This window comes from Bradyrhizobium uaiense (assembly GCF_010811875.1).
Taxonomy (GTDB): Bacteria; Pseudomonadota; Alphaproteobacteria; order Rhizobiales; family Xanthobacteraceae; genus Bradyrhizobium; species Bradyrhizobium uaiense.
Genome location: NZ_VKHP01000110.1, coordinates 17,274 through 29,370 on the forward strand (window position 1 = coordinate 17,274; position 12,097 = coordinate 29,370).

Below are 12,097 nucleotides of genomic sequence, written 5' to 3' on the forward strand. Positions count from 1 at the left end.
TCTTGCCTTGACGCGTTTTCTTCACGCGAACCGGTTTCCACTTCGCTCGAAAGCGCTCTAGTTGAACGCCATACCACCGCTCATCGCGATGGTTTGTCCGGTCATGTAGGGATTGTTGACCAAGAGCATCACGGCCTGCGCGACCTCCTCGGCCGTGCCGAAGCGGCCGACCGGGATCCGGCTGACGAGGCTGCTCTGGCCCTTCATCATGTCGGTCTCGATCAGGGAAGGCGCAACGGCATTGACGGTGATGCCTTCCTTGACGAGGCGTGCGGCATAGCCGCGGGTCATCCCCTCCATGGCGGCCTTCGATGCGTTGTAGTGCGGTCCGATCGAGCCGGCGCCGCGCGCCGCACCGGAAGAGATGTTGACGATGCGGCCCCATTTCCGGGTGCGCATCATCGGCAGCACCGCCTGCGTGCAGAGAAATGCCGATTTGAGGTTGACCGTAATGGTGCGGTCGAAATCCTCCTCGGTGAGGTCGTCGACACCCCTGATGATCGCGATCCCGGCATTGTTGACGAGGATGTCGATTGGGCCGAGCTCGGATTTGGCGCGCGCGACCAGGCCGGTGACGTTGGCAGCTTCCGAGACGTCGGCGGCGATCGCGACGGCCCGGCCGCCCGCGGCGATGACGCCCTTGGCCAGCGTTTCCGCCTCGGCCGATCGCTCACGGTAGTTGATGGCGACGGCAGCGCCGGCGTCCGCCAGCATCTTGACGATCGCAGCACCGATGCCGCGCGAGCCGCCGGTCACCAGCGCCACATGTCCGTGCAGACTGTTTGTTGTCATCGGCAGTCCTCCTTTGCGCGTCCGGACAGGTTCGCAAAGGGGGAGGCGGGGTGCAACGCAACCCTGCTCAAATCTGCGTTGCGGTGGACGCCCTTGCGGCAAAAAAACCGGCGTTTGCGGCCGGAATCGGCCTTGCGTCCGGCGCAAGCCGGCGGCAATGGTTGGGGCATCACTTCCAGCCACCCACGAGAGTCCGATGAGCAAACTGATTGTCCGCGCCGGCGATTTCACCTTTGACGCCCGTTTCGAGGAACAGCTCGCGCCGAAGACGGTCGCCGCCTTCCGCAAGGCGATGCCGTTCGAGAGCCAGGCGATCCATGTGCGCTGGAGCGGGGAGGGCGTCTGGATGCCGCTCGGCGATCTCGACTTCGGCGTCTCCTACGAGAACCACACCAGCTATCCGGCGCCGGGCCAGATCATCCTCTATCCCGGCGGCATCAGCGAGACCGAGATCCTGCTCGCCTATGGCGGCGTGCACTTCGCCAGCAAGATGGGCCAGCTCGCCGGCAATCATTTCATCACGCTGACCTCGGGGCTGGAAAACCTCACCGCCTTCGGCAAGACCGTGTTGTGGAAGGGCGCGCAGAACATCCGCTTCGAGGAAATCTGATGTGACCGAGGCCCGCTATCCGCGCGATCTCCGCGGCTACGGCCGCACGCCGCCGGATCCGAAATGGCCGGACGCTGCGCGCATCGCCGTGCAGTTCGTGGTCAATTTCGAGGAGGGCGGCGAGAATAATATCCTGCACGGCGATCGCGCCTCGGAAGCATTTCTCTCTGACGTGCTGGGCGCGCAGCCCTGGATCGGGCAACGTCACGCCAATATCGAGACCATGTTCGAATACGGCGCGCGCGCCGGCTTCTGGCGGTTGTGGCGGATGTTCACCGAGCGGAAGCTGCCGACGACGGTGTTCGGCGTCGCGATGGCGCTGAAGCGCAATCCGGACGTCGTCGCCGCGATGCAGGAGGCGGGCTGGGACATCGCCAGCCACAGCCTGCGCTGGGTCGAGCACAGGGACATGTCGGAGGACGAGGAGCGCGCGGAGATCGCGCGCGCCATCGCCGTGCATACCGAGGCGACCGGTGCGCGGCCGCTCGGCTGGTACACCGGCCGCTCCTCGATCAATACGCTGCGGCTTTTGATGGAAGCCGGTGGCCTGCGCTATCTCTGCGACTCCTATGCCGACGATCTGCCGTACTGGATCAAGGCTGCCGGCACCGACCCGCATCTCGTGATCCCCTACACGCTCGACGCCAACGACATGCGCTTCATCAACCCGCAGGGTTTTGGCGGCGGCGATGAGTTCTACACCTATCTGAAGGACAGTTTCGACGTGCTCTATGCCGAGGGCGCGACGTCACCCAAGATGATGTCGGTCGGCCTGCATTGCCGCGTCGTCGGCCGTCCCGGCCGCGCCGCCGCGCTGATGCGCTTCCTCGATTATATCCAGAAGCACGAGCATGTCTGGGTGCCGACCCGGCTTGCGATCGCCGAGCACTGGCACGCCAATCTGAAGCATCTCGCTGCGGACGCGTTCGAGATCGGCTAGGTTCGGGTTCGCGTGTGAGGCTCTTTCTTACCTCGCCCCGCCTGCGGGGAGAGGTCGGATCGCATCGTGAGATGCGATCCGGGTGAGGGGGAGTCTCCGCGACTGCAACTCTCACCGTGTATGAGGATGCAGCCCCTCACCCCAACGCTCTCAGAGCGAGCTTCGCTCGTCTCGACCCCGCGAAGAGCGGGGCGAGGGAGCGCGGTGCCGTTGCGGCTGCTTCAGCTCCTAATGCCCGGCCATGTGCCGGCCGATCTCGGTAAGGTCGGCCTCGCTGGCGCGGGCCTCGTGCACGAACGCGCCGTGGAACATCACGACCAGCCGATCCGACAGCTCCAAGAGCTCATCGAGGTCTTCGCTGACGAGCAGCACCGCGGCGCCGCGGTTGCGGGCGGCCATGATCTCGGCGTGGATCTGCGCCACCGCCGCGAAGTCGAGCCCGAAGCAGGGGTTGGCGGCAATCAGCACCTCGACGTCGCCCGAGAGCTCGCGCGCCAGCACCGCGCGCTGCACATTGCCGCCTGACAGCGCCGCGATCGGCGTCTCCGGCGTGCGGGTCTTGATCTTGTAGCGGTTGATCTTGCGCTCCGCATCGGCGCGGAAGGCCGAACGATTGAGCCACCAGCCGCCGCGCGCGAACGGAGCGCGGTCGAACTCGCGGAACGCGATGTTGTCGGCGACGCTCATGCCGCCGACGCAGGCGTTCTTCAGCGGCTCCTCCGGCAGCAGCGACATCCTGTGGCGGCGCATCTCCTCGCGGCTTGCCGCATAGGCCTCACCCTGGACACGGATCACGCCGCTTTCGGCCTCACGCTGGCCGGCCAGCACCTCGACGAGCTGGCGCTGGCCGTTGCCGGAGACGCCGGCGATGCCGACGATCTCGCCGCTCTTCACGGTCAGCGACACGCCGTGCACGGCGATGGCGCCGGCATCGTCGAGTGCGGTGAGCTTGTCGAGCTCGAGCCGGGCCGCGCCGGTCTCGCCGGTGCGCGGCGGCTGCACCGTCAACTGCTCGGCGCCGATCATGGTGCGGGCCATCTCGTCCGGCGTGAGATCGGCGACCCGGCCGGTGCCGGCGAGCTTGCCGCGGCGCAGGATCGTCACCTCGTCGGCAAACGCCATCACCTCGCGGAACTTGTGGGTGATCATCAGGATGGTCAATTCGCCCGCGACCACCATCGCGCGCAGCATACCGAGCACCTCGTCGGCCTCGCCCGGTGTCAGCACCGAGGTCGGCTCGTCGAGGATCAGGAAGCGGCGCTTCAGATAGAGCTGCTTGAGGATCTCGCATTTCTGGCGTTCGCCGGCCGAGATGGCGGAAACCTTGGCGTCGAGCGGCACCTTGAACGGCATCCGTGACAGGAAAGCCTCCAGCTCCCTCTTCTCCTTGCGCCAGTCGACCACAGCGGGCACGTCGTCGCGCGCCAAGACCAGGTTCTCCGCGACCGTCATCGCCGGCACGAGGGTAAAATGCTGGTAGACCATGCCGAGCCCGAGCGCATGCGCGTTTTTCGGGTTGGCAATGGCCTGCTGGCGGCCGCCGACGATGATGTCGCCTTCGGTGGCGTGGTAATAGCCCATGATGCATTTCACGAGCGTGCTCTTGCCGGCGCCGTTCTCGCCCAGCAGCGCGTGGAACGAGCCGGGGCGTACCTTGAGCTCGACATTGTCGAGTGCCAGGAAATCGCCGAACCGCATGGTCACGGCGATGGCGTCGACGCCGAACGCGCCTGATGGTGCGGGCGGTTCGCCGATGATCACGACAGCGCCCCGATCAGGTCGGCTGACTTTGTCACCGCGCCGAACACGCCGCCCTGCATCTTGATCATCTTCAGCGCGTGGTCGTGATTGCCTTTGTCGGTCGCACCGCAGCAATCCTCGACCAGCACGCATTCGAAGCCGCGATCGTTGGCCTCGCGCATCGTGGTGTGGACGCAGACATCGGTGGTGATGCCGGTCAGCACGATGTTCTCGATGCCGCGCAGCCGCAGCATCAGCTCGAGATCGGTGGCGCAGAACGAGCCCTTGCCGGGCTTGTCGATGATGGGCTCGCCCGGCAGCGGCGCGAGGTCGGGGATGATGTCCCAGCCCGGCTCGCCGCGCACCAGGATGCGGCCGCAGGGGCCGGGATCGCCGATCCCGGCGCCGATCTGGCGCGAGCGCCAGCGCTTGTTGGCGGGCAGGTCGGCGAGGTCAGGCCGATGGCCTTCGCGGGTGTGGATGATGTGAAAGCCCTGCGCGCGCATCACCGCGAGCAGTTTCCTGATCGGCTCGATCGGCGCGCGGGTCAGCGAGAGGTCGTAGCCCATCTTGTCGACATAGCCGCCGACGCCGCAGAAGTCGGTCTGCATGTCGATGATGATGAGCGCGGTATTCTCCGGCCGCAGATCGCCATTGTAAGGCCAGGCGTAGGGCTCGGACTTGATGAAGCGCTCGGACATGGAATGATCTCGTCTATCGGGTGATGGACAATTCGGCGGGCGCGCCGGTCAGCGTGCGCTTCGGCGAGCAGGTGATGATCATGATCGCCAGCGTCAGGATGTAGGGCGCGGCGTTGAACAAATGATAGCCGGAGGTGATGCCGACCGATTGCAGCGCCGGCCCGAGCGCGGCCGCGCCGCCGAACGCGAGCGAGGCCCACAGGCACAGCATCGGGTCCCAGCGCGCAAAGATCACCAGCGCGACCGCGGTGATGCCCTGTCCGGAGGAGAGACCCTCGTTCCAGCTGCCGGGATAGAACAGCGACAGGAACGAGCCGCCGATGCCGGCGAGGAAGCCGCCGACCATGGTGGCGCGCAGCCGGATCAGCAGCACCGAATGGCCCATCGCGCGCGCCGCATCGGCGCTTTCGCCGGCGGTGCGGATCAACAGGCCCCAGCGCGTGGTTTTGAAGGCCCAATAGAGCAGCGGCGCGATCGCGACGCCGATCAGGAACAGCACGTTGATGCGCAGCGCGGCGCGCAGTTGCGGCACGTCGCTCCACCAGCCGAAATCGATCGCCGGCAGCCGTGCCGCGGTCGGCTCGATCAGCGGCTTGCCGAGGAAGAAGGCCAAACCAGTTCCGAGCAGCATCAGCGCGATGCCGACCGCGATGTCATTGACCCGCGGCAGCGAGCAGATCCCGGCATGCAGCGCGCCGAACAGCGCGCCGGTGATGCCGGCGGCGAGCACGCCAAGCCATGGCGAGCCGGAGAGATAGGAGATGCCGTAGGCGCTCATCGCGCCCATCACCAGCGTGCCTTCGAGGCCGAGATTGATGCGGCCACTTCGCTCGGTGATGCATTCGCCGAGGCTGACGAACAAAAACGGCGTCGAGACGCGAATAGCGCCGCCGAACACGGCGAGCGGAACGGTCCAGAGCCCGAGCGATGCATCCGCCATGTCAGGACTTTCCCTTCAGGAAGCCGATCCGCCCGTAGAGCGCGTCGCTCGCCAGTACGAACACGAAGATGATGCCTTGCAGTACCAGCACGGAGGCATCGGGCAGGCCGAGCCGCCGCTGCAACAGGCCGCCGGACGCTGAGATGCCGCCGAGCAGGATCGCGACCGGAATGATCGCGAGCGGATTCTGCCGCGCCAGGAACGCAACGAGGATGCCGGTGAAGCCGTAGCCCGCCGCGAGGTTGGCATTGGTGCGGCCCTGCACGGCGGCGACCTCGATCATGCCGGCGAGGCCCGCACAGCTGCCGGCGAGGAAGCAGACGGTCATGATCAATTTGCCGACGGAAAGCCCGACGATCTTTGCGGCGCGGATGTTGCCGCCGGCAACGCGCGCGGCGAAACCGAAGGTGGTGTGATAGATCAGGATGTAGGCGGCGACCGCCGCGACGAGGCCGAACACCAGGCCCCAATGCACGTCGGTGCCGGGAATGCTGCCGATCATGTTGGCGGCGCCGATCTCGCGCGTCGACGGCTTGTTGAGGCTCGCCGGATCGCGCATCGGTCCCTCGACCAGATGGTTGAGGACCGCGAGCGCGATATAGACCAGCAGCAGGCTCGAGATCGTCTCATTGACCCCGCGATACTGCCGCAGGCCACCTGATAGCGCGATCCAGAGGCCGCCGCCGATCATGCCCGCGATCACCATCGCGATCTGCACGACGATCGGTGCCGCGCCTTGCAGCGCCAGCGCCGCCGACGTTGCCGACAATGCGCCGATCAACAGCGCGCCTTCGCCGCCGATGATCACCATGCCGAGCTGCGCCGGCAGCGCCGTGCACAGCGCGGTCAGGATCAGGGGCGCGGCGCGGGTCAGCGTGTTCTGCCAGGAGAAGGCGGTGCCGAACGCGCCGTAATACATGTAGAAATAGAGGTCGAGCGGGTTCTTGCCGTAGAGCGCAATGAAGCCGCCGAACACCGCGAGCGCGCCGACCAGCGCCGCGCCCGGGATCAGGATGTACTCGATACTCGCGCCGTAGCGCTGGAGGAAGCCGGGATCGGCGGCCGGAGCAACGCCGGCCGCCTCCACCGATTCCGCCGCCTCGGTCGTCACGCGGTGGCTCCGATCACGCCCTCGACCAGATAGTCCATCTTCTCGAGCTCGGGATCCTGCTGGCCGCGATCGGTGCCGCCGGCGATCACGGTGTTGCCCTTGTTGTCGGCGATCGGGCCCTTGAAGATCGTGTATTCGCCGGACATGAACTTGGCCTTGACATCGTCGGCATGCTTACGCGCTTCGGCCGAGACCATCTCGCCATAGGGCGAGACCTTGACGATCTCTTCCTTGAGGCCGCCGCGATAGAAGTTCGGGATCGCTTCTCCAGCCACGATCATCTTGACGAACTTCGGATACAGCGCCTCCCAGTTCCATTCGGCGCCGGTGAGATAGGCCTTCGGCGCCAGCGGCGACTGGTTGACGTGATAGCCGCACACCATCGCGCCGCGGCGCGCGGCGTTCTCGACCATCGTCTTCGGCCCGTCGACATGGCAGGTCAGCACGTCGACGCCCTGGTCGATCAGGCTGTTGGTCGCTTCGGCTTCCTTGACCGGCATCGACCAGTCGCCGGTGAAGATCACCTGCGTGGTCGCCTTGGGATTGGCGAGCCGGGCGCCGAGCGTGAACGCGTTGATGTTGCGCAGCACCTGCGGGATCGGCTTGGCCGCGACGAAGCCGAGCTTGCCGCTCTTGGTCGAATAGCCGGCGACGATGCCGGAGATGTATTGCGCCTCGTCGATGTAGCCGAAATAGCTGCCAGCGTTCTTTGGGTCCTTGTCCGACCAGAGCCCGCCGCAATGCTCGAAATGCATCTTCGGAAACTTGCCCGCCATCTTGACGACGTGCGGGTTGTAGTAGCCGAACGAGGTCGGAAACAGCAGCGTGGCGCCGTCGAGGTTGATCATGGACTCGATGGTCTTCTCGACCGCATCGGTCTCCGGCACCTTCTCTTCCTCGACCACCTTGATGCCGGGCAGCTTCTTCAGCGCCGCGGCGCCTTGCGCGTGGGCCTGGTTGTAGCCGTAGTCGTCGCGCGAGCCGACATAGATGAAGCCGACCGTGGTTTCCGCTGCCGCCGCGCTGCGAACGCCGAGCGTGCTGCCTAGCGCCAATGCCGCGCTTCCCTGCAATAAATGCCTTCTCGAAATCCTGCCAAAATCCATCGCCTGCTCCCTCCGGCGGGCCGACCCGCCTGTCCTTGTCGCAGCCGCCGTAACGGCGACGCATGACGGAGTGTCGCAAGCTTCATGCCAGAGCACGTTTAGCGATCATGGTTCCATAAGTATCTGAATATGAATGAGAATGATGTTCGATGTGAGCCGCCTCGGAAGTGCGCAGTCGTTATCTTGCCTATTTTATGAGCCATCAATCGCCGTTGTATGCAATGCCGTTAAGCAGTCGCTAACCGCCGGGCGGCCGATGCGGGGCCGGGGCGGGTCGGCGCATCAGGCGTCATTTGCTGGCTGGTGAATCGGATCGGGCCTGCTACGAGTGAGGCGGGCCGCGGCGCCGGTTGGATTGATGGGAAACAGCATGAGCGAGACAAAACCGACCTCGAATCCGTCGCCCCTTGGCGAGGAGATCGTGGCGCGGATCAATCAGCTCGCGGCGATTTCCGAGACCCCGGAGCATCTGGCGCGTGTCTTCCTCACGCCCGAGCATCGCAAGGCGGCCGATCTCATCCTGTCCTGGATGCGCGAGGCCGGCATGAGCGCGCATCTCGATGCGATCGGCAATGTCTGCGGCCGCTACGAGGGCGAGCGGCCGGGCCTGCCGGCGCTGATGCTCGGCTCGCATTACGACACCGTGCGCGACGCCGGCAGCTGGGACGGCCCGCTCGGCGTCATTACCGCGATCGCCTGCGTCGCCGATCTGAACCGCCGCGGCAAGCGGCTGCCGTTCGCGATCGAGATCGTGGGCTTTGCCGACGAGGAGGGCGTGCGCTTCGCCTCGACCCTGCTCGGCAGTCGCGCGGTGGCCGGCACGTTCGACGAGAGCGTGCTCAACACCCGCGATCGAGCCGGCATCTCGATGCGCGATGCGCTGATCGCCTTCGGGCTTGATCCCGATCATATCGGCAAGGCGGCCCGCGCCCGCCGCGAACTGCTCGGTTATGTCGAGCTGCATATCGAGCAGGGGCCCGTGCTGGAGCAGAAGGCGCTGCCGGTCGGCGTCGTCACCGCGATTTCGGGCGCGACCCGGTTGGCGGCCAATCTCACCGGTATGGCCGGCCATGCCGGCACCGTGCCGATGAAGCTGCGGCGCGATGCGCTTGGCGGCGCGGCCGAATGCATTGTTGCGATCGAGCAATTCTGCAAGTCCGACGAGCAGGGCCTGGTCGGCACTGTCGGCTATATCAACGCGATGCCCGGCGCCACCAACGTGATCCCGGGTAAGGTGTCGTTTACGATGGACATCCGCTCGCAGAGTGACATGCATCGCAAGCGGGCGGTGGCCGACATCGTGCGGCAGATCGAGGCGATCGCAAAACGCCGCGAGCTCGCCTTGCAGATCGACGTCACCCACGAGAACCGCAGCGTGCCTGGTGCACCGTGGCTGAAAGCGCAGATCGCCGAGGCGGTCGCGGCCGAGGGCCATGCCGTGTTCGAACTGCCGAGCGGGGCCGGGCACGACGGCATGGCGATGGTCGATATCGCCGATATCGGCATGATCTTCGTGCGCTGCCGCGGCGGGATCAGCCACAATCCGGCCGAGCATGTCGAGCTCGCCGACGCCGACACCGGTGCCCGGGTGCTGCTGCGCTTCGTTGAGAACTTTCGAGCGCACGGTACAGTGAATAGCTGAGGCTGCTGCGCCTCGCGGGCCACGTACGCGGCTGTCCGTGCCGAATCCGGACAGTTTGACCGCCATTGGCTGGCACAGTCCGCCTATTTGCGCCCCGGCCCTGAAGCGCTAGACTTGCCCCAATTGGGGAGGGGGAGGGCATGCGGTCGTCCGTCGTCCAGGACGTTCAGTTCCCAAAACAACCGGCGCTGCAGCTGATCTATGACACTGCACCGATCGGTCTTGCCTACCTCTCTCCCGACTGCCGTTACCTCCAGATCAACCAGCGGCTCACCGAGATCTGCGGCATTTCGGTCGAAGGTCATCTCGGACGCACCGTGCACGATTGTGTGCCCGCGCTCGCCACCGCTGTCGAAGGCATCGTTCGGTCGATCATGGAGACCGGAGAGCCCGTGACCGGCGTCGAGGTTTACGGCCAGCGCCCGGGCCACAATGACGAGCGCTGCTGGATTACGCATTGGCATCCGCAGCGCGGGCCGAACGGCAACATCGTCGGCGTCAACGTGGCGGCCGAAGAGATCACCGATCGCAAGCGCAGCGAACGCGAGATCCGTGCTGCACGCGATGCGGCCGAGAAGGCCTTGCAGCATCTGCAGGAGACCCAGGCGTCGCTGATCGAGGCGGAAAAGCTTGCGGCGCTGGGCCGGCTGGTGGCCGGCGTCGCGCACGAGATCAACAGCCCGGTCGGCACCAGCCTCACGGTTGCCTCGGTGCTGGAGCAGAAATGCGCCGACTTCGCCGCCGAGGCTGCGCGCGGCAAGCTGAAGCGGTCGACCCTGAGCGATTTCATCGAGGTCGTCGAAAGCGCGTCGTCGCTGCTGGTCGGCAACCTCAAGCGCGCCGCGGACCTGGTGCAGTCGTTCAAGCAGGTAGCTGTCGATCGCAGCTATTTCGACCGCAGCGCGTTCGATCTCAGCGAGGTGACGGAGCAGGTATTCTTGAACCTGCGTCCGGCGCTGCCGAAGAACAATTTGACGCTCGAGCTTGATTGCCCGCCTGATCTTGCGATGAACAGCTATCCCGGCCCTTACGGCCAGATGCTGACCAATCTGTTCGTCAATGCGGTCGCGCATGCATTTCCGGACGGCAAGGGCGGCACTATCACGATCCGGCTGCGCGCGTCAGGCGCGGGCGAGGTCGAGATCCTGTTCGCCGATGATGGCTGCGGGATGGACCGCGACGTGCTGCGGCAGGCCTTCGATCCCTTCTTCACCACGCGCCGCGACATCGGCCGTATCGGGCTCGGCCTCCACATCGTTCACAACATCGTCACCAACCGGCTGGGCGGCGAACTCCATCTCGACAGCGCGCCGGGGAAGGGGACCAGCGTGCGGATCACGCTGCCGCGGGTGGCGCCGCAGCGCGGGACCGATGGTTGACGCCTGATCTGCCGCCGCCGAGAAGGAAATGCTCCCCGGCTTTGGGGTCGGGAAACGTCCTTCCAAGGTACCGGCGCAAAAGGCATTCCGCGACCCTTGCTTCCGCCCCCATCGTCGCGACATTGTCACTGTAGTCTCTGATGGTTACGACGATGAGCCAATCCGCATTCGATCCCTTCGGTGAGCCGGTCCCCGCGGTCGATCCTTCGATCGCGAGCGAGGGCGTGTCGAAATGGCTGAAGACCGCGGGCACCAGCGTGTTCTGGGTGCTGGTGGTCGGCATCGTGCTGGCACGCGCCGTCTATTTCGAGCCCGGCGTGTTCAGCTTCGAGCGTGTCGTTGCCTGGGCGCAGGGTCTGTTCGCCGCGCTCTAGCCGCCGGCATCTGCGGCGCCGTCTTCGCGCCCTTCGCCTCGCGAATGATCCCCTCGAACGCGACCGCCGCCGGAACATCCAGCCGGCCGGGCGATTTGAGCTGCCAGAGCGTGCGCTCGATATGGACGCCCTTGATCGGGATCACCTTCAGCTTTCCGAGCTTCACTTGATCGTCGATCGTTGCGATCGACACGATGGCGACGCCGACGCCCGATGCCACCGCCTGCTTGATCGCCTCGGTGCTGCCGATCTCGAGCGTGCGCTGCGGCTCGACGCGGTGGGCGGCGAGCGCTTGCGCGACCACCTCGCGGGTGCCCGAGCCGGGCTCGCGCACGATCAGGATCTCGTCGTTCAGCAGGCGGACGTCGATCGGTCCTGGGGCGGCTGCGAAGCGGTGATCGGGCGCTGCGATCAGCACCATCACGTCGGTGCGCCAGGCCGTGCTGGTCAGGTTCTCGTCCTCGACCGGTCCCTCGACCAGCGCGATCTCGATCTCGTGGCCCAGCATCAGCGCGGCGATATCGCTGGTGTTGGCGCTGACGACATGCAGGTCGATGCCGGGGAAGGCGCGGTGGAACACGCCGAGATATTCCGGGATCATGTAGGTCGCGATCGTCGTGCTGGCGCCGATCCGCAGCGAGCCGCTGTCGAGGTTGCGCAGCGCCTGCAATTCGTCCTCGGCGGCGCGCTCGGCCGCGAACAGCGTCTCGGCATGCCGCGCCAGCGCCGCACCCTCCCGGGTCGGCCGCACCTCGAAGGGGG

General features: G+C 65.9%; 12 protein-coding genes. 5 read left to right on the forward strand and 7 right to left on the reverse strand.

Annotated elements, in window-relative coordinates; genetic code table 11:
• Nucleotides 1-57 precede the first annotated feature (57 nt).
• The gene (locus FNJ47_RS24490) at nt 58-792 is read right to left on the reverse strand and encodes an SDR family NAD(P)-dependent oxidoreductase (protein WP_163157712.1); all 735 of its coding nucleotides are present in this window, start codon (nt 790-792) and stop codon (nt 58-60) included.
• A 196-nt stretch (nt 793-988) separates the two neighbouring features.
• Here FNJ47_RS24490 and FNJ47_RS24495 point away from each other — a divergent pair, with 196 nt between their 5' ends.
• Nucleotides 989-1,402 (forward strand): DUF3830 family protein, encoded by a 414-nt coding sequence (locus FNJ47_RS24495; RefSeq protein ID WP_021077459.1) that lies wholly within the window; start codon nt 989-991, stop codon nt 1,400-1,402.
• 1 nt (nt 1,403) lies between these two features.
• Complete coding sequence (gene puuE / locus FNJ47_RS24500) at nt 1,404-2,342, forward strand: allantoinase PuuE (RefSeq protein WP_163157714.1); 939 nt, start codon at nt 1,404-1,406, stop codon at nt 2,340-2,342.
• A gap of 228 nt (nt 2,343-2,570) precedes the next feature.
• Here the strand turns inward: puuE and FNJ47_RS24505 are convergent, their stop codons facing one another.
• Genes FNJ47_RS24505 through FNJ47_RS24525 form a run of 5 tightly spaced genes read right to left on the reverse strand, consistent with a single transcriptional unit; the run spans nt 2,571 to nt 7,940 of the window.
• On the reverse strand, nt 2,571-4,103 hold the full coding sequence (locus tag FNJ47_RS24505) for an ABC transporter ATP-binding protein (protein WP_347341710.1): 1,533 nt from the start codon (nt 4,101-4,103) through the stop codon (nt 2,571-2,573).
• A complete protein-coding gene (gene biuH / locus FNJ47_RS24510) occupies nt 4,100-4,783 on the reverse strand; it encodes a biuret amidohydrolase (RefSeq protein WP_163157716.1) in 684 nt (227 codons plus the stop codon). Before biuH ends, FNJ47_RS24505 begins: the two co-directional genes overlap by 4 nt.
• A gap of 13 nt (nt 4,784-4,796) precedes the next feature.
• Nucleotides 4,797-5,723 (reverse strand): ABC transporter permease, encoded by a 927-nt coding sequence (locus FNJ47_RS24515; RefSeq protein ID WP_163157718.1) that lies wholly within the window; start codon nt 5,721-5,723, stop codon nt 4,797-4,799.
• A 1-nt stretch (nt 5,724) separates the two neighbouring features.
• Nucleotides 5,725-6,834, reverse strand: coding sequence for an ABC transporter permease subunit (locus FNJ47_RS24520; protein WP_163157720.1), 1,110 nt, complete (start codon nt 6,832-6,834; stop codon nt 5,725-5,727).
• Nucleotides 6,831-7,940 carry a BMP family ABC transporter substrate-binding protein gene (locus FNJ47_RS24525; protein WP_163157722.1) on the reverse strand — a complete coding sequence of 370 codons (1,110 nt, stop codon included), beginning with the start codon at nt 7,938-7,940 and terminating at the stop codon, nt 6,831-6,833. The genes FNJ47_RS24520 and FNJ47_RS24525 overlap by 4 nt, the downstream gene beginning before the upstream one ends.
• A 370-nt stretch (nt 7,941-8,310) precedes the next feature.
• On the opposite strand from FNJ47_RS24525, the gene FNJ47_RS24530 reads away from it, so the two are divergent.
• From FNJ47_RS24530 to FNJ47_RS24540, 3 genes are all read left to right on the forward strand, one after another.
• The gene (locus FNJ47_RS24530) at nt 8,311-9,582 is read left to right on the forward strand and encodes an allantoate amidohydrolase (RefSeq protein ID WP_163157724.1); all 1,272 of its coding nucleotides are present in this window, start codon (nt 8,311-8,313) and stop codon (nt 9,580-9,582) included.
• A gap of 140 nt (nt 9,583-9,722) precedes the next feature.
• Complete coding sequence (locus FNJ47_RS24535; protein WP_163157726.1) at nt 9,723-10,961, forward strand: ATP-binding protein; 1,239 nt, start codon at nt 9,723-9,725, stop codon at nt 10,959-10,961.
• Between the two features lie 152 nt (nt 10,962-11,113).
• A complete protein-coding gene (locus FNJ47_RS24540; RefSeq protein WP_236000083.1) occupies nt 11,114-11,335 on the forward strand; it encodes a hypothetical protein in 222 nt (73 codons plus the stop codon).
• Here the strand turns inward: FNJ47_RS24540 and FNJ47_RS24545 are convergent.
• Nucleotides 11,283-12,097: LysR substrate-binding domain-containing protein (locus tag FNJ47_RS24545; protein WP_163157730.1), on the reverse strand; the 815-nt coding region annotated here is incomplete at its 5' end. The two genes, FNJ47_RS24540 and FNJ47_RS24545, sit on opposite strands and share 53 nt — an antisense overlap.

Excerpts from the sequence above, each read along its gene's own strand:
- FNJ47_RS24490 (WP_163157712.1), bottom strand. The coding sequence starts at position 792 with ATGACAACAAACAGTCTGCACGGACATGTGGCGCTGGTGACCGGCGGC.
- FNJ47_RS24495 (WP_021077459.1), top strand. The coding sequence starts at position 989 with ATGAGCAAACTGATTGTCCGCGCCGGCGATTTCACCTTTGACGCCCGT.
- biuH (WP_163157716.1), bottom strand. The coding sequence starts at position 4,783 with ATGTCCGAGCGCTTCATCAAGTCCGAGCCCTACGCCTGGCCTTACAAT.
- FNJ47_RS24515 (WP_163157718.1), bottom strand. The coding sequence starts at position 5,723 with ATGGCGGATGCATCGCTCGGGCTCTGGACCGTTCCGCTCGCCGTGTTC.
- FNJ47_RS24525 (WP_163157722.1), bottom strand. The coding sequence starts at position 7,940 with ATGGATTTTGGCAGGATTTCGAGAAGGCATTTATTGCAGGGAAGCGCG.
- FNJ47_RS24530 (WP_163157724.1), top strand. The coding sequence starts at position 8,311 with ATGAGCGAGACAAAACCGACCTCGAATCCGTCGCCCCTTGGCGAGGAG.
- FNJ47_RS24535 (WP_163157726.1), top strand. The coding sequence starts at position 9,723 with ATGCGGTCGTCCGTCGTCCAGGACGTTCAGTTCCCAAAACAACCGGCG.
- FNJ47_RS24540 (WP_236000083.1), top strand. The coding sequence starts at position 11,114 with ATGAGCCAATCCGCATTCGATCCCTTCGGTGAGCCGGTCCCCGCGGTC.